This is a genomic window from Cytobacillus sp. FSL M8-0252, from assembly GCF_038007345.1.
Classification (GTDB): Bacteria; Bacillota; Bacilli; order Bacillales; family Cytobacillaceae; genus Cytobacillus; species Cytobacillus kochii.
In genome coordinates this window covers 4,001,246-4,017,124 of record NZ_JBBOWZ010000001.1, presented here as the reverse complement: position 1 = coordinate 4,017,124, position 15,879 = coordinate 4,001,246, and the positions used below count along the sequence as shown (strand labels likewise).

At 37.7% G+C, this 15,879-nt stretch carries 20 protein-coding genes; 15 read left to right on the top strand and 5 right to left on the bottom strand.

The window, feature by feature from the left end:
* Positions 1–82 precede the first annotated feature (82 nt).
* From MKX83_RS20380 to MKX83_RS20365, 4 genes are all read right to left on the bottom strand, one after another.
* Positions 83–1,132: an NAD(P)/FAD-dependent oxidoreductase gene (locus tag MKX83_RS20380; protein WP_095371944.1), complete on the bottom strand. Its 1,050-nt coding sequence runs from the start codon at positions 1,130–1,132 to the stop codon at positions 83–85.
* Between the two features lie 163 nt (positions 1,133–1,295).
* Positions 1,296–1,973, bottom strand: coding sequence for a molybdate ABC transporter permease subunit (gene modB, locus MKX83_RS20375; RefSeq protein ID WP_095371945.1), 678 nt, complete (start codon positions 1,971–1,973; stop codon positions 1,296–1,298).
* Complete coding sequence (gene modA / locus MKX83_RS20370) at positions 1,954–2,760, bottom strand: molybdate ABC transporter substrate-binding protein (RefSeq protein WP_095371946.1); 807 nt, start codon at positions 2,758–2,760, stop codon at positions 1,954–1,956. The genes modB and modA overlap by 20 nt, the downstream gene beginning before the upstream one ends.
* Before the next feature lie 86 nt (positions 2,761–2,846).
* Positions 2,847–3,905, bottom strand: a complete 1,059-nt coding sequence (locus MKX83_RS20365; RefSeq protein WP_095371947.1) for an ABC transporter ATP-binding protein — start codon at positions 3,903–3,905, stop codon at positions 2,847–2,849.
* Between the two features lie 100 nt (positions 3,906–4,005).
* Between MKX83_RS20365 and MKX83_RS20360 the strand changes: the two genes are divergently transcribed.
* The 5 genes from MKX83_RS20360 (at position 4,006) to MKX83_RS20340 (ending at position 6,628) form a co-directional block, all read left to right on the top strand.
* Positions 4,006–4,929 (top strand): helix-turn-helix transcriptional regulator, encoded by a 924-nt coding sequence (locus MKX83_RS20360; RefSeq protein WP_095371948.1) that lies wholly within the window; start codon positions 4,006–4,008, stop codon positions 4,927–4,929.
* Between the two features lie 135 nt (positions 4,930–5,064).
* The gene (locus MKX83_RS20355; RefSeq protein WP_322910471.1) at positions 5,065–5,259 is read left to right on the top strand and encodes a hypothetical protein; all 195 of its coding nucleotides are present in this window, start codon (positions 5,065–5,067) and stop codon (positions 5,257–5,259) included.
* A 20-nt stretch (positions 5,260–5,279) separates the two neighbouring features.
* Positions 5,280–5,573, top strand: coding sequence for a GNAT family N-acetyltransferase (locus tag MKX83_RS20350; protein ID WP_322910486.1), 294 nt, complete (start codon positions 5,280–5,282; stop codon positions 5,571–5,573).
* A gap of 94 nt (positions 5,574–5,667) precedes the next feature.
* Positions 5,668–6,318 (top strand): alpha/beta fold hydrolase, encoded by a 651-nt coding sequence (locus MKX83_RS20345; protein ID WP_307317734.1) that lies wholly within the window; start codon positions 5,668–5,670, stop codon positions 6,316–6,318.
* Positions 6,319–6,343: 25 nt separating this feature from the next.
* A complete protein-coding gene (locus tag MKX83_RS20340) occupies positions 6,344–6,628 on the top strand; it encodes a 3-isopropylmalate dehydrogenase (protein WP_224937044.1) in 285 nt (94 codons plus the stop codon).
* Between the two features lie 72 nt (positions 6,629–6,700).
* On the opposite strand, the gene MKX83_RS20335 is transcribed toward MKX83_RS20340, so the two are convergent.
* A complete protein-coding gene (locus tag MKX83_RS20335) occupies positions 6,701–7,477 on the bottom strand; it encodes a 3-hydroxybutyrate dehydrogenase (RefSeq protein ID WP_095371951.1) in 777 nt (258 codons plus the stop codon).
* A 185-nt stretch (positions 7,478–7,662) separates the two neighbouring features.
* On the opposite strand from MKX83_RS20335, the gene MKX83_RS20330 reads away from it, so the two are divergent.
* From MKX83_RS20330 to MKX83_RS20285, 10 genes are all read left to right on the top strand, one after another.
* Positions 7,663–8,592 (top strand): 3-hydroxyacyl-CoA dehydrogenase family protein, encoded by a 930-nt coding sequence (locus MKX83_RS20330; RefSeq protein WP_341057446.1) that lies wholly within the window; start codon positions 7,663–7,665, stop codon positions 8,590–8,592.
* Positions 8,593–8,719: 127 nt separating this feature from the next.
* A complete protein-coding gene (locus MKX83_RS20325; protein WP_233435199.1) occupies positions 8,720–10,405 on the top strand; it encodes a sigma-54 interaction domain-containing protein in 1,686 nt (561 codons plus the stop codon).
* Positions 10,406–10,897: 492 nt separating this feature from the next.
* Complete coding sequence (locus tag MKX83_RS20320; RefSeq protein ID WP_341057442.1) at positions 10,898–11,080, top strand: hypothetical protein; 183 nt, start codon at positions 10,898–10,900, stop codon at positions 11,078–11,080.
* Between the two features lie 21 nt (positions 11,081–11,101).
* A complete protein-coding gene (locus tag MKX83_RS20315; protein WP_095371953.1) occupies positions 11,102–12,487 on the top strand; it encodes a GntP family permease in 1,386 nt (461 codons plus the stop codon).
* A 39-nt stretch (positions 12,488–12,526) separates the two neighbouring features.
* Positions 12,527–13,225, top strand: a complete 699-nt coding sequence (locus MKX83_RS20310; RefSeq protein ID WP_095371954.1) for a CoA transferase subunit A — start codon at positions 12,527–12,529, stop codon at positions 13,223–13,225.
* Between the two features lie 15 nt (positions 13,226–13,240).
* Positions 13,241–13,882, top strand: a complete 642-nt coding sequence (locus MKX83_RS20305) for a 3-oxoacid CoA-transferase subunit B (protein ID WP_416337113.1) — start codon at positions 13,241–13,243, stop codon at positions 13,880–13,882.
* 464 nt (positions 13,883–14,346) lie between these two features.
* Complete coding sequence (locus MKX83_RS20300) at positions 14,347–14,547, top strand: hypothetical protein (protein WP_341057440.1); 201 nt, start codon at positions 14,347–14,349, stop codon at positions 14,545–14,547.
* A gap of 3 nt (positions 14,548–14,550) precedes the next feature.
* Positions 14,551–14,700, top strand: a complete 150-nt coding sequence (locus MKX83_RS20295; protein WP_157733899.1) for a hypothetical protein — start codon at positions 14,551–14,553, stop codon at positions 14,698–14,700.
* 54 nt (positions 14,701–14,754) lie between these two features.
* Positions 14,755–15,045, top strand: coding sequence for a hypothetical protein (locus MKX83_RS20290; protein WP_341057438.1), 291 nt, complete (start codon positions 14,755–14,757; stop codon positions 15,043–15,045).
* A 207-nt stretch (positions 15,046–15,252) separates the two neighbouring features.
* Positions 15,253–15,828, top strand: a complete 576-nt coding sequence (locus MKX83_RS20285; protein ID WP_341057436.1) for a TetR/AcrR family transcriptional regulator — start codon at positions 15,253–15,255, stop codon at positions 15,826–15,828.
* Positions 15,829–15,879 lie beyond the last annotated feature (51 nt).

Genomic DNA, 15,879 nt, shown 5'->3' with positions numbered 1-15,879 from the left:
TCAAAAGTATCCATACTTTTGACCATTACTGCAAGCAAATATTTTACACTTTCTCCATATAGGATCTATTTATAACGTGAAATTATTTATAGATTTTCTTCTTTAATTCTTTATTCCGCTCACTAAACAATTCGTTATGTGAAGAAACCATTCCGAATCCATTGGCTTCTGGATCGATGTATGTCTTCGCATGGTTAACAGCATTGGCAGCGTCTTGGAAGGCGCCGGCAATGAGATGAACTTTACCATCATGCTTCAGAATATCTCCTGCAGCATATAACCCAGGGATAGATGATTCACTTCTGCTACTACCAGCAATATAAAAATCATCAATCATGTCAATTTGCATATCACAATTATTGAGGAGTGCTGAGTCTCTTTCGTATCCATGGTTGATAATTACATCATCTATCGCAAGGGTTGATACCTCATCCGACTCATGATTAGTTAACTCCACATGCTCAATACGATCCTGTCCATCACCAGCAACAAGCTTAGTAATAGAAGAGTGGAAAATGACTTCAGCTGAGCTATTTTTAAGTTGTTCTACTTGTGCCTCATGTCCACTGAGTTCACCTTTACGGTAAGTCAAATAAACTTTTTTTGCATAAGGAACAAGTTCATTTGCCCAATCGACAGCTGAGTTTCCTCCGCCTGATATCACAACCGTTTTATCACGGAAGCTTTGAATGGATTTAACTGTATAGTGAAGATTTGATACCTCATATTTTTCCGCGCCTTCAATTTGAAGCTTCTGTGGTTTTAAAATACCCCCACCTACAGCGACAATGACCGTTTTGGAATAATGTATTTGACCTGATGCGGTATGTAGATGAAAAATACGGTTGTCATCTTGGTCGATTTTTACAATTTTTTCATTTAATACAACAGTGGGATCAAATGTTAAGCCTTGAGTAACGAGTTGTTCGATTAGTTTCTCACCAGGTACAGGAGCTAGGCCACCTACGTCCCAAATCATCTTCTCTGGGTACACATGGATTTTTCCGCCAAGCTGTGGTTGAAATTCAATAATCTTGGTCTTCATGGAACGTAACCCACTATAAAAAGTAGAATACAAGCCTGCTGGACCTCCACCAATAACCGTCACATCAAATAACTCATGCTGTTCCATCTTGATCCCTCCTAAATTCCGCAATTGATTATCATTCTCATTAAAGGATAACGCTTTTTTCCCTTTTCTGCAAGAGAAACTTCCTACTTTTTCATTATAAGATAAATAGGCCAATGGATTTAACAAAAAAAATCGCAGAGTTTGTGGATATCTCTACGATTTTTTATTCCTTTACTCTAATCGTTAAAAGGATGATAAATGAAATAATAATCATAGCCCCTACCCAAAGCCAAGCCATGGTCATTTGTCCGGAATCGATGGCTAGATAGATAGCAATAGGAATCGTTTGTGTTTCACCAGGAATATTACCTGCAAACATCAATGTTGCGCCAAATTCTCCTAGTGCTCTGGCAAAGCTTAAAATAGCCCCAGAAATGAGCGCCTTAGAAGCTAATGGAACAGATATTAGCCAAAATACTTTCCAATCACTTGCACCATCCACACGTGCTGCATCCTCGATATCACGATCAATACTGAGAAAGCCAGATTTAGCTGATTGATACATTAAAGGGAAAGAGACAACGATGGCGGCAAGGACTGCAGCCCACCAAGTGAAAATAATGGGTCTGTCGAATAGCCAAGTTATAGCTTGACCAGCCCAACTATTTTTACCAAAGATGACAATTAATAAGAAGCCAACGACTGTCGGTGGTAGTACCATTGGCAACATTAAAATCGTTTCGACGACTGCTTTGCCTTTAAAAGACCTTCTTGCTAGAAAATAGCCAGCAATTGTTCCAATTATAACGACGATTATTCCAGCGAGAAGGGCAATTTTTAATGAAATCCATATGGGACTTAGAAAGGTTGAACTAGTAATATTATTGAGCAGTGAATCCATATTCCTCAAAGACCTTTAATGCTTCATCAGATTGTAAGAAGGTATAGAATTCTTTCGCTGCATCGTAATTTTTCGTGTCTTTTACTATACCAACAGGGTAAATAATGGGTGTATGTGTATCAGCATCTGCTGTATCAATAATTTCAACTTTATCAGAAACGAGTGCATCTGTTTTATAAACAATGCCTGCATTTACGTTGCCAGTCTCTACATAAGAAAGAACTTGTCTTACATCTTTTGCGTAAACGGTTTTAGCTTCTAGCTCGTTCCATAAGCCCATATTTTTAAGTGATTCGACACCGTAAGCGCCAGCAGGGACAGATTCAGGTGTGCCAAGTGAAATTTGTTCAACTTCCTTTTTTGTTAAATCTGTAAAACCTGTTAGATTTTTTTCATCGGCTGGCGTGATTAACACTAAGCTATTTCCTAATAGGTCAACACCATCTTCTTTTGCAATACTTCCTTCTTCTACTAAAATATCGAATTTATCTTCTGCAGCTGAGAAGAAGAGGTCAACTGGTGCCCCCTGGGATATTTGCTGTTGGAGAGAACCTGATCCACCGAAATTGAATGTGAGTTTTGTCTCAGGGTGTTGTTCTGCATACATTTCATCTATTTCTGACATGGCATCTTGCAAACTAGCAGCAGCAGAAATCGTTAATTCTACGGGTTCTTTTTCTTTATTATTCGTTTCTTTTAGGGCAGTTTCTCCTTCATTTGAAGAACATGCTACGGTAAATAAAGTAACTAAGAGTAATAAACAGATCAGCTTTAAATGTTTTAACAAGTTGAATCATCTCCATCTTTCTTCTAATTAATTATATCTTTTTATATCTTATTATAACTAATTATAAAAGAAAATACTTTTTTATACTAAAGGATTATTTTTTTTGACTCTTTATCAAATAGGAGAAGATGCTTACCAGCGAGTGACAAAGGTAATCGGTCACCTTTAGTGAAGGATAACAATCCAGGTGCTTTTATCGTTAAATGAATGCGGTTGTATTTAGCATAAATAATTGTATCAGCACCAAGAGTTTCTAAGTCTTCAACGGTGGCAATCAAGAGTGGATTATATTTATCAATGATTAAATGCTCCGGACGAATACCGATTAGTGCCTCATTAGTATTTTTTAAATTTTCACGTGAAAAATGAGTCGGAATTCCGTCAATTGTAATGACATTGGATTCGACCTTTCCTTCTAAAACATTGATAGCTGGTGATCCAATAAAGCTGGCGACAAAGAGATTTGCTGGTGTTTCATAAATTTCATGTGGTGTACCCACTTGTTGAATACTTCCATCTTTTAATACGATAATACGATCAGCCATTGTCATTGCCTCTGTTTGATCATGAGTGACATAAATTGTCGTAGTTGCTAGCCTTTTATGCAAAAGGGTAATTTCTCTGCGCATTTGTGTACGCAGCTTGGCATCAAGGTTAGAGAGTGGTTCATCCATTAGAAAAACGGGATTATCGCAAACGATTGCCCTAGCAAGGGCTACACGCTGCCTTTGTCCGCCCGATAGATCTTTCGGTTTTCTTGTTAACAAAGTTGTTAAGCCAGTAATCTCTGCGGTTTTCAACACTTTTTTCTTAATATCAGTTTTCTTTTCTTTCCTCATCTTTAAACCGAAAGCGATATTTTGATATACTGTCATATGAGGATATAACGCATAATTTTGAAAGACCATTGATAGATTACGTTCTCTAGTAGGGACGTTATTCATTTCTCTCCCATCAATTATTAATCTTCCGGAAGTGATGTTTTCTAAGCCGGCTATCATTTTTAGGATCGTTGATTTTCCGCAACCAGATGGTCCAACAAAGACTATAAACTCTTGTTCTTTTGTTTCAAAGTGGAAATCTTTTATGACCGGTTCACCTGAATGATAAGATTTAGAAATATGTTCAAAGATTAATTGTGCCATTTTGCCCACCTTTTGATTAGTTATAATTAGTTAGTATTAATTATAATAAAAACATAAACAAAAAACGAATCCTTTTTGAAATATCCTGGAGGTGATACTTTTGACGAACGATGCATCTTATACAATAGAAGAAGTTTCACAATTATTAAAGGTTTCAAAGTTAACAGTATATGATCTTATTAAAAAGGATCAACTCCCTGCTTATCGTGTAGGGAGGCAAATGAGAATTGATGCCATCGACTTGGAGCGATACAAATCCAAGAGTAAAACAGGTATCACCAAGAATAAAGCTGTGAAAGAAGTAAAAGAGAAAGTTCATTCAGTTGATGATGGTCATGTGATTATAAGTGGACAAGATATTGTTTTAGATATACTAGCTAAACATATAGAAAATGAAAAAGGACAACCGCCATTAAGAATGTATAGTGGTAGCTTGAATAGTTTATTTTCGATGTATCGTGGAGAATGTAATGTCGTTAGTTGTCATTTGTTTGATGGTGATACAGGAGAATATAATACGTCTTATGTGAAGAAAATTCTTGTCAGTCAACCGTTTATCCAACTGAATCTTGTTTACCGTACGGCAGGTATCTACGTACAAAAAGGAAACCCTCTGCATATTCAAGGATGGGCAGATCTTGGGCGTGCGGATGTTACCATCATGAATAGGGAAGTTGGCTCTGGCGCAAGAGTGTTATTGGATGAACAACTTAGAGTTCATGGATTCAATGCGAGCAAGCTTAATGGGTATGACCATGTGTTAACAAGCCATTACTCTGTGGCTTCAGCTGTCGCGAGTGGTCAGGCGGATATTGGTATAGGTATTGAAAATGTAACAAAAATGGTCAATGTTGACTTTATTCCATTAATATCTGAGCAGTATGACCTTATCATTCTTAAAGAAAATGAAGAACTTGTACAATTGTTGAAAGAAACGGTTAATTCCCAAAGTTATAAAAAGGAAATCGAACAGCTATACGGCTATGATTTACGTAAGTGTGGGGAAGTTATTTATGAATCATAAGAGAAGGAAAAACCTATTGTCTGAAAAAGACAGTAGGTTTTTTGTTGAGGATAACAAGTCTTGCCATCCATCACTTCTTTCTATGGTAAAATTAGAGTAATAAAATTCTGATTTTTCCATGAATAGGGGATAAATATGATACAAATCATTCAAGCTAATTCAACCCATATTAATGGGATTATTAAGGTGTGTTCAAATGGATATCGGGCGACCTATAAGGATTTATATACGAAGGAATATATTGAGAGTGTGATCAGTGATTTTTACAATGTTGCTAGAGTTTCAGCAGAAGTTGAAACGAGAATCGACAATGGGGAGGTTACTTTGTAGCAGTAGATAATGAGCGTGTTATTGGTGCAGGTGGCGGTGGATTGACTGGTGAAGGAATCGGGGAAATATTTGTTTTATACCTTGATCCAGCTAGGAAAAACGAAGGTATCGGCACAAAACTATTACATGCTATTACGAAACAACAAAAAGAAATCTACGGTGTAAAAGAACAATGGGTATCTGTTCAAAAGGGAAATAGAATGGGCATTCCCTTTTATGAGGCAAAAGGTTTTGTTTTGCAACATGAACAGAAAGGTTGGTATAACAAGGGGCAAGATGAATATAAAACTTTGCGATATGCGCGGGATATTTAGTAGGAAAAAGAGTTGGTGAAATTTAGCTCGTTGTATTCACTAAACAAAGTAACTAAGCTACAGGGCACAATTAAATATCGGTGGTGAGAAACGGATGAAACTAGTTTTTTTGCATGGATTAGGCCAGACCAATGATAGTTGGATAAAGGTTAAGAAGTTTATGGGGGACGGATACGATGCTAGGTTCATCTCTATAGATGAATTAGTGAAAACATCTGAATCTATTACTTTCAATCAGTTATCTAAATCTTTAACTAATGTGCTTCATACAATAGATGGTCCGTTTATCATCATTGGACTATCATTAGGAGGATGCTTTGCATTACATCAATCCCTTATCACGAACCCTCATTTAAAAGGGATGGTATTATCGGGAACGCCATACTCATTAGTAAATGGATGGAAGATTAAAAGCATATTTCAGCTGCAAAAATATATATTTAAGCTCATACCAACAAAAGTGTGGAGGAAGCAAGGGATAGAAAAGTCAACAATTATTCCCCTTTATCAATCTATGGAAAGTTATGATTTATCTCATTCATTGCATCAAATAAATATTCCGACCTTAGTATTGGTTGGTTCTAAAGACCGTATAAATATGCCTACTGCAAAAGAATTGGCAAATTTGATCCCACATGCGCAATTACAAATCATAAATAATGGTAGCCATGAACTGAATACACAAATGCCGCAACAGTTTGCAGAGGAAGTGGAAACTTTCTTAGTGAATACGAATTTAAAATAAGCGATTTTACTAAGGAGGATAAATGGTGATTCTTTCAATTTTGATGATTGTTTTTATTGCCATTGCCAATATAGCAGGGGCATTTGTAGTTTTTAAAAAAAGAAGTGTATACAAGGGAGCACTCATTATTCTAGCATTTGCCCCTGTATTTGGTGGTATGGGGAGTTTAATAGCTATCTCTATAATCCGCGATCCGTTTACCGTTTTTTATGGTCTGCAAATAGGCTATATGTTGCTTGTTAATAGTGGGATAGTATTATTTATCGCCGTGATAGTAAGTTGCTTACAAAAAGTACTCAAAATGATGTAAATATAATCAAAAGAAGTACTGTTAAGGAACAGCACTTCTTTTAGTTTGATTCTAGTTTTCTCTTTTTGTCACTTATTGCGCCGTATACCCACCATCCATCACAATCGCCTGGCCTGTTACGCCTCCAGCTAAATCACTGGCTAGGAACATGGCATAGTCAGCAATTTCTTTTACTTGTAGTAAGCGTTTTTGTGGAACGAGTGGATAGATGACTTCTTCAAGGACATTTTCTAATGGCACATTTCTTGTTGTTGCTAAGTCTTGTAATTGGTTTTGCACAAGTGGTGTGTCAACATAACCAGGGCAAAGGGCATTGACTGTAATGCCATCTGCTGCGGACTCTAGTGCGGCCACTTTTGTTAAGCCGATTACACCATGTTTCGCACTATTGTAGGCTGCTTTGTTGGCAAATCCAATTAATCCGTTAATGGATGCAATATTTAAGATACGACCAAATTGTTGTTCTTTCATAATTGGTAATACGTGTTTGAGTGAAATAAATGGTGCTGTAAGCATGATTTTAATCATCAGCTCAAATTTCTCAGTAGGGAAATCTTCAATGGGTGCCACATGTTGCAAACCGGCATTATTAATAAAGATATCGATTCTTCCATGTGTTTTCTTTGTTTCTTCAATCAAGCTGATAATGTCTTCTTCTTTTGTTACATCAGCTTTCAGGCCAGACACTTCTAGCCCTTTTTCTTGAAGAGATTGCGCAGAATTTTTGACTTCCTCTTCATTAATATCGGAAAGAACGACCTTGGCTCCGTTTTCGGCAAAAATTTTGCCAATCTCATAACCAATGCCTCGTGCTGAACCTGTTATAATTGCCACTTTATTAGATACCATTTTGACATTCCTCCATATCAATCTAGTGGCTTATTCCAGTATGAAGATGTGTAAAGTCAGTAATAGGGAGTTGGGGAGTTAAAACTGAAAAAATCGTAACATAGATTCACGGTTTTCGCAATTATTTTATTTTTGGCACAGTAATTGCATTTTTAATTTTTGAAAAGTTAAAGGAGGTTACAACGATGATAAGAAATATTACTGTGATTGGTTCAGGTGTAATGGGGACTGGTATTGCGATATCGTTTGCAACTAAAGGATACGACGTAATACTGAATGATTTAAACGATGAATTATTACATAAAGCAGAAAAAAGAGTAGCTGCAGATGTAGCATTACTTGTTGAAGAGGAAGTGTTATTAGAAAAGGAAGCGGATACAAGCTTGAATGCTATTAGATATGTTGCTAACTTATCTCAAGCAGTTCAAGAAGCAGATTTAATTATTGAAGCAATACCAGAAGTGATTGAATGGAAGTGGGATTTATATAAACAGTTGGAAGAAATGAAGCAACCAACAGCGATCGTTGCCTCAAATACATCAACTTTTCCTATTTCGAGATTAATGGAGAAGTGCACGTTTGCTGATCAAATGGTGATCATGCATTTCTTTAACCCAGCACATCTAGTTCCCTTAGTAGAAATTATTAAACATGAACAGACTTCGGATGCAATTGTTGAAGAAGTGAGAAACATTATGAAAGAAATCGGCAAAGCACCTGTTATTTTACAAAAAGAAAAGTCTGGCTTTATTGCTAATCGATTACAAACAGCCTTAATGAGAGAAGCTTTTTCATTATTGGCTGAAGGCGTGGCGACAGCTGAAGATATAGATACGGCTATTACCGCAGGGCCAGGTTTCCGCTGGGCATTTACAGGGCCGATTGAGATTGCTGACTTCGGGGGATTAGATACTTGGGAAAGAGTATTTAATAACGTTGCTTCAGAATTAAATGACACAAAGGAAGCGCCAGCCATTATCTCTGACTTAGTAGCCATGAAGAAGCTTGGTGTAAAGACAGGTGAAGGGATTTTCCAATATGAAGGAGAGATGGTCTCTAAAAAACTATTAGAAAGAGACCGTTCCTTTATTCGCTTAGCAAGAATGAAAAAATAATGCGTAGGTGTAGAACGACAAAAAGTTCTACACCTTTTATGTGATTAAAAAATTTCTTTTGCCTGGCTATGATATAATAATGAAAATTATCAGATTGTAAAAAGTAGATTGTAAGGAGAGATCTAAGATGCAAAACAGTCATGCCATCCAGAATGAACAGTTATTTAACAAAATCATAGATGAGCTGCCGTTAGGGGTGATGATACTTAATCATCAAAAGGAGATACTGTTTTGTAATCAAAGATTGTTGTGGATGATGGATGACGATGAAAACGAAATGACTCATCTTCTCCAACAAGACTTCCTTCTCAGTACAATCGTTAAGATGAAAATAAATAAAAAAGAGCTATTAATTAAGGGTGAACGGTTAGAAGGTATAAATGGCGCTGCCTATATGTATCTTTGTGCACTTTCAAATGAAGCTATTGCAGATTTGCTACCTACCGGCCAAGGACAGCAAGAGAATGAGATGCTAATAGAAGACATTCTAGAATATGCTTATGACGGCTTAGTGCTTGTTGATGCAAAAGGCTATGTCGTTCTGTTGACGCAAGCATATGCGGAATTTTTGAAGGTCGATCAGAAAAGCTCAATAGGTAAGCATGTTACAGAAGTGATCGAAAATACGAGAATGCATATCGTTGTAAAAACAGGTAAGCAAGAAGCAGCCTCCTTACAGAAAGTAAATGGTGGCTATATGATTGCTACTCGTTCGCCTATTTTTAAAAATGGAAAAGTAGTAGGTGCGGTTGGAAAGCTCCTATTTAAAAATGTTGGTCAGTTTTCCGCATTATTTAAACGATTGCACTCATTAGAAAAAGAGTTGAAGAAATATAAGGGTGATTTTAGAGAAAGTAATAAAGCATCATACTCTTTTCATCATTTAATTGGTGAATCTCCTGCTTTTAAACAAGTAAAAGCCCAAGCAGTCAAAGTGGCCGAAAATGATTCTAATGTGTTGCTCTTAGGTGAGAGCGGGACAGGCAAGGAATTATTTGCACATGCGATTCATCAGGCAAGCAGTAGGGGAATGGGGCTGTTTGTAAAAGTGAATTGTGCTGCTATCCCAGCTGAATTAATTGAATCCGAACTATTTGGCTATGAAGAGGGAGCGTTTACAGGTGCAAGAAAAGGCGGCAAAGCAGGAAAGTTTGAAACAGCAGATGGAGGCACAATTTTTTTAGATGAAATAGGTGAGCTGCCCATTCATATGCAAGTGAAGTTATTACGCGTGTTACAAGAAAAAGAAGTTGAACGAGTCGGTTCAACTAATAGTAAAGCCATTGATGTTCGTATTATTGCAGCAACTAACCGTAATCTAGAGGATATGGTTGATAAAGGAGAATTCCGATTGGATCTTTACTATCGCTTAAAGGTGATGGAAATAACCATTCCTTCTTTAAAAGATAGAAAAGAAGATGTTTCACGACTGTCTCATTATTTTACAGAAAAATACGCAACAATGATGGCAAAACCAGTTAAGGGGATTGACGAAAAGGCGCTCCATATCTTGAAAAACTACCATTGGCCAGGCAATATTCGAGAACTTGAAAATGTAATCGAGCGCGCGATGAATATGGTTGATCTCAATTGTTTTATTGAACCGAAGCACTTGTCGGCAAATATTAAATTACAAGAAACAGTAATACCTACACGTACATTAGCAGAAGTCATGGAAGAAACAGAAAAACAAACCATTATTCAATGTCTAACAGCAGTTGGTGGCAAGAAAACAGAAGCAGCCAAACGTCTCGGCATTAGCCGTACGACATTGTATGAAAAAATGAACAAATATCATTTGCTAGAAGAGTAAGCAAGGTTTAGAACGGGATTCTACCAAATACTTGTTATAGTGTTTGGTAGGATTTTTTTTGTATGATACCCAAAACGGTACAACTGTAGATGATGATTGTTAATTATCCACACAAAAAGACGGAAAAACTCGAAGGAGTGTAGGCAATTGGAGTTTGCCCACACAAAAGAGTGGAAAATCCAGAAGAAATGCGGGTAATAAATTACGATTTGTCCACACAAAAGAGTAGAAATCCCAAGAGTAGTGTGGATATCAATGTTTATCCACATTATCTGTAACCCCTATTCTCACAAAAACAAAAAAGATAAATGATTCGATATTCCGTAAATCTGTTAAGTAATCCGTACAAGAACTGAGTGGATATTCTTAGAGTGTGCGTAAATCCATACAGAATAACCGCAGTGTTTTAAAAGTGACAGTTTTTCTGAACGGTTTTTGCGAAAAAAATGTGCATGAATATAAAAAAGAATAAGAATAGAGGGAATTTTTAAGTTGGCACGTTCATTGCATAGTTTTAACAGACGGTTTATTGTCAGTATGACTCCAAAAGAAATTTTTGGGGAGATGTATATGGAAATGAAAACGTTTTCTACAAGTAAAAGTAAGAGGGAGTTACAAAGGGGGAGAAAAGCAACAATCGGACGACTCTGGGGAGAAGTCAGTTTGACTTGTTAGCGAAAATAAAGGGGGATTTCATTGTTTATTGAGATTTTTGCTATTATACTAGCATTAGGACTTTTAATTTTCTTAGCTTATCGTGGTTATCCAGTTATTATTATTGCCCCAATTGTTACGTTATTAGCTGTTGTCATATCTGGAGGGTTATTATTACCAAGCTACACAGAGACGTATATGTCGAATGCAGCTAATTATATCAAATCATTTTTCCCAATCTTCCTACTAGGTGCGATTTTCGGAAAAGTGATGGAAATGACAGGAGCAGCAGCAGCCATTGCAAGGACAATTGTATCCTCGCTAGGATCAAAACATGCTATTTTAGCTGTTGTACTTGCATGTTCTGCGTTAACATATGGAGGCGTTTCCCTGTTTGTCGTCGCATTTGCTGTTTATCCGTTTGCTGCAGCTATCTTCAAAGAAGCTGATATTCCTAAACGTTTAATTCCAGGCGCTATTGCATTAGGAGCATTCACGTATACAATGGACGCACTACCTGGTACGCCACAAATTCAAAATATTATACCAACGAATTATTTTGGAACAGATGCTTATGCTGCCCCTCTTGTAGGTATCATTGGAGCAATTATTATCTTCACTGGCGGGATGATTTGGTTAGAACGTCGTAGAAGGAAAGCGCTTGCGAATGGCGAAGGTTATGGTACAGGGCATAAAAACGAGCCTGAAAAAGTCGACCCGAATACGTTACCAAGTTTTTGGTTAGCAATCTTACCACTTGTTGTCGTGATTGCATTAAACTTTATTTTTAGCCGCACAAGTTGGTCTGCGAAATTCTGGTATGATGCATCACAGCTTTCTGAACAATACAATATTGCTGATCCAAGCACAGTCACTTCAACATGGGCACTCGTTGCAGCATTAACCATCGGAATAATTGTCGCAATGCTCACGAATGTGAGAAAAATAAAAACAGGTTTGGCAGCAGGGTTAACGACAGCTGCTATGGGTTCATTACTAGCAATCTTTAATACTGCTTCTGAAGTTGGCTTCGGTAATGTTGTGAAAACGCTACCGGGTTTTACAGCGATTCAAGACTGGGTATTTAATGCAAGCAATAATCCGTTAGTCTCTGAAGCTATTGCTGTAAACGTACTCTCAGGGGTAACTGGGTCTGCCTCAGGTGGGTTATCAATCGCATTAGAGGTAATGGGTGCACAATATTTACAGATGGCACAAACATTAGGTATTTCGCCAGAGTTACTTCATCGTATTGCTTCTATGGCTTCAGGTGGAATGGATACCCTTCCTCATAACGGTGCTGTTATTACATTATTAGCGATTACTGGCTTAACACATAGACAATCATATGGAGATATCTTTGTGTTGACAATATTAAAAACGATTACTGTATTTGCATTAGCTTTTGCTATTTCACTATTCATTTAATTTAATAGTTTATAAGGAAGATGGAAGGAGAGTCATACCATGAGTAAAATAATTACATCTTTAGATGAAGTGTTAGAACAAGTTCAGGACGGTGCTTCTATAGCAGTAGGTGGTTTTGGTTTATGCGGTATTCCAGAGAAACTAATTATAGCCCTGCAAGAAAAAGGAACGAAGGAACTAACGGTATACAGTAATAACTGTGGTGTGGATGACTGGGGATTAGGCTTACTTCTACAAAATAAACAAATCAAAAAAATGGTCGCCTCTTATGTAGGAGAAAATAAAACATTTGAAAAACAATTTTTAAGCGGTGAGCTTGAAGTTGAACTCGTTCCTCAAGGTACATTAGCTGAAAGGTTAAGAGCTGGTGGCGCTGGAATTCCAGGATTTTATACTGCAACTGGTGTAGGCACAGAGGTCGCTAAAGATAAAGAACATAAAGAATTTGATGGAAAAACATATATTTTAGAAAGAGGCATTGTAGCGGATTTCGCTTTTGTAAAAGCATGGAAAGCAGATCCATTTGGCAACTTAGTCTTTAGAAAAACAGCTCGTAATTTTAATCCAACTGTGGCGACAGCAGGAAAAATAACGATTGTTGAAGTAGAAGAGTTAGTTGGTGCGGGAGAATTAGATGCAGATGAGATTCATACACCGGGCGTATATGTTCAACATGTATATGAAGGAAAAGCTTATGAGAAAAGAATAGAGAGACTAACAACGAGAAAAGAAGCTTAAAAGGAGGACATAATCATGAGTGGAAGAGAAAAAATACTCAATAGAGCAGTAAAAGAAATTAAAGATGGTATGTGTGTAAACCTTGGTATTGGCATGCCTACTTTAATTGCAGATCGCATCCCTGAAGAATTTGATGTGATGCTTCAATCCGAAAATGGTTTATTGGGCATTGGTAGCTACCCGAAAGAGTCTGAAGTAGACGCTGATCTTATCAATGCTGGAAAAGAAACAGTGACAGCTAAACGTAATGCTTCGTATTTTGATAGCGCAGAATCCTTCTCTATGATTCGTGGCGGTCATATCGATCTTGCTATCCTTGGTGGTATGGAAGTATCTGAAACAGGTGATTTAGCCAATTGGATGATACCAGGAAAAATGGTTAAAGGTATGGGTGGCGCCATGGACCTTGTTCAAGGAGCAAAAAGAATCGTTGTCATCATGGACCATCGTAATAAATATGGTGAATCTAAAGTGAAAAAGAGTTGTGAATTGCCACTAACTGGTGAAGGAGTTGTTCATGTACTTATTACGGACATGGCAGTCTTCGAATTCACTGAAATGGGCATGGAACTTGTAGAATTACAAGAGGGCGTGACTTTAGAAGAATTAAAAGAGGCAACTGCCGCTTCTTTTATTGTACGTGAATCGGTGAAATAAATTTGTAGCAAAAAGACTGACTTTATTCTTGAGTCAGTCTTTTTGCTATATGTAAGAGGGGTTAGGAAGATAAGTAAAATAAAGTGGGAGTTTGTGAACAAGTCAGGCATCGTTAGGTGAGTTGTTCTTTAAGTAATGAATACACACAAAAGTGGGAAGGAAAAGGCAGGGAAATGCGTATAGTTCAAGTATACGCGCAAAGGTGGTAGGGAGAAGCCAAAGAACTGCGCGCAAATCATGAATACGCGCAAAAGTGAGGAGTAACAAACAAAGAACTGCGCGCAAATGATGAATACGCGCAAAAGCGAGGAGTAGCCAACAAAGAACTGCGCGCAAAACATAAATACGCGCAAAAGCGAGGAGTAGCCAACAAAGAACTGCGCGCAAATGATGAATACGCGCAAAAGCGAGGAGTAGCCAACAAAGAACTGCGCGCAACCCATGAATACGCGCAAAAGTGAGAAGTGGCAAACAAAGAATTGCGCGCAAATGATGAATACGCGCAAAAGCGAGGAGTAGCCAACAAAGAACTGCGCGCAAAACATAAATACGCGCAAAAGCGAGGAGTAGCCAACAAAGAACTGCGCGCAAATGATGAATACGCGCAAAAGCGAGGAGTAGCCAACAAAGAACTGCGCGCAACCCATGAATACGCGCAAAAGTGAGAAGTGGCAAACAAAGAATTGCGCGCAAATGATGAATACGCGCAAAAGCGAGGAGTAGCCAACAAAGAACTGCGCGCAAAACATAAATACGCGCAAAAGCGAGGAGTAGCCAACAAAGAACTGCGCGCAACCCATGAATACGCGCAAAAGTGAGAAGTGGCAAACAAAGAACTGCGCGCAAAACATAAATACGCGCAAAAGTGAGAAGTGGCAAACAAAGAACTGCACGCAAAACATAAATATGCGCAAAAGCGAGAAGTGGCAAACAAAGAATTGCGCGCAAATGATGAATACGCGCAAAAGCGAGGAGTGGCAAACAAAGAATTGCGCGCAACCCATGAATACGCGCAAAAGCGAGGAGTAACAAACAAAGAACTGCGCGCAAATCATAAATACGCGCAAAAGCGAGGAGTGGCAAACAAAGAATTGCGCGCAAATGATGAATACGTGCAAAAGCGAGGAGTAGCAAACAAAGAACTGCGCGCAACCCATATATAAACCCAAACTCACAAAAACGCAGATGGTGTGTTAAATAGTTGTTTGTGTACATCTTCCTATAGTCAATGGCAAGTCTGCCATTTTTGCTTAAAGTCCAAATACCTCTCTCTTTTCCCTTGTAAAATATAAAAAAATATATTATTCTATTCCCAAAAGGAATGAATGTTCATTCCGAATCATATATTGACTAAAGTGAGGAGCGAGTATATGACGGACGCAAAAAAGTCGAAGCGGCAAGATATATTGGATGCCGCGATTGTTTTGTTTGCAGAAAGGGGGTATAACGGGACGACGGTACCAATGATTGCTGATGCTGCAAAGGTTGGGGCAGGAACGATTTATCGTTATTTTGATCATAAAGAGAACTTAGTTAATGTGCTCTTCCAGGAAAAACTAAATGCGTTATTTGAACAATTATTAAAGGATTATCCGACTGATACAAGTATCCGTGAACAATTTCATCATATCTTTGAGAGTATTCACCACTTTGCGATGGGAGATACACATGCGCTACATTTCATTGATTCTCATTGTAATGAAATGTTTTTAACAGAAGAGAGTCAGGAACTTTTTGATTCGTTTATAGAGTATATCTCCAATGTTGTTAGGGTTGGTCAAGAAAGAGGAGAAATTATTGTTCTACAAACAGAGGCTTTGATAGGTGTTGTTTATGGTGCCATTGTACAAATTTTAAAAATGGTGCGGGCAGGAACGATTGATGGTAGTTCTCCTTTAATGGATAACTTAGAGGAATGTTGTTGGAATGCGATTAAAGCCAACTAGTTAAGCTAGCTTGAAAGTTGATTTCAAGCTGAACATAAATAGGAATGAATA

What these genes read in the sequence shown, in the direction of transcription:
- MKX83_RS20330 (WP_341057446.1), top strand. Translation starts at nt 7,663, where the DNA reads ATGATAAGAAATATTACTGTGATTGGTTCAGGTGTAATGGGGACTGGT.
- MKX83_RS20325 (WP_233435199.1), top strand. Translation starts at nt 8,720, where the DNA reads ATGCAAAACAGTCATGCCATCCAGAATGAACAGTTATTTAACAAAATC.
- MKX83_RS20285 (WP_341057436.1), top strand. Translation starts at nt 15,253, where the DNA reads ATGACGGACGCAAAAAAGTCGAAGCGGCAAGATATATTGGATGCCGCG.
- MKX83_RS20310 (WP_095371954.1), top strand. Translation starts at nt 12,527, where the DNA reads ATGAGTAAAATAATTACATCTTTAGATGAAGTGTTAGAACAAGTTCAG.
- MKX83_RS20355 (WP_322910471.1), top strand. Translation starts at nt 5,065, where the DNA reads ATGATACAAATCATTCAAGCTAATTCAACCCATATTAATGGGATTATT.
- MKX83_RS20305 (WP_416337113.1), top strand. Translation starts at nt 13,241, where the DNA reads ATGAGTGGAAGAGAAAAAATACTCAATAGAGCAGTAAAAGAAATTAAA.
- modB (WP_095371945.1), bottom strand. Translation starts at nt 1,973, where the DNA reads ATGGATTCACTGCTCAATAATATTACTAGTTCAACCTTTCTAAGTCCC.
- MKX83_RS20365 (WP_095371947.1), bottom strand. Translation starts at nt 3,905, where the DNA reads ATGGCACAATTAATCTTTGAACATATTTCTAAATCTTATCATTCAGGT.
- MKX83_RS20335 (WP_095371951.1), bottom strand. Translation starts at nt 7,477, where the DNA reads ATGGTATCTAATAAAGTGGCAATTATAACAGGTTCAGCACGAGGCATT.
- MKX83_RS20380 (WP_095371944.1), bottom strand. Translation starts at nt 1,132, where the DNA reads ATGGAACAGCATGAGTTATTTGATGTGACGGTTATTGGTGGAGGTCCA.
- MKX83_RS20345 (WP_307317734.1), top strand. Translation starts at nt 5,668, where the DNA reads ATGAAACTAGTTTTTTTGCATGGATTAGGCCAGACCAATGATAGTTGG.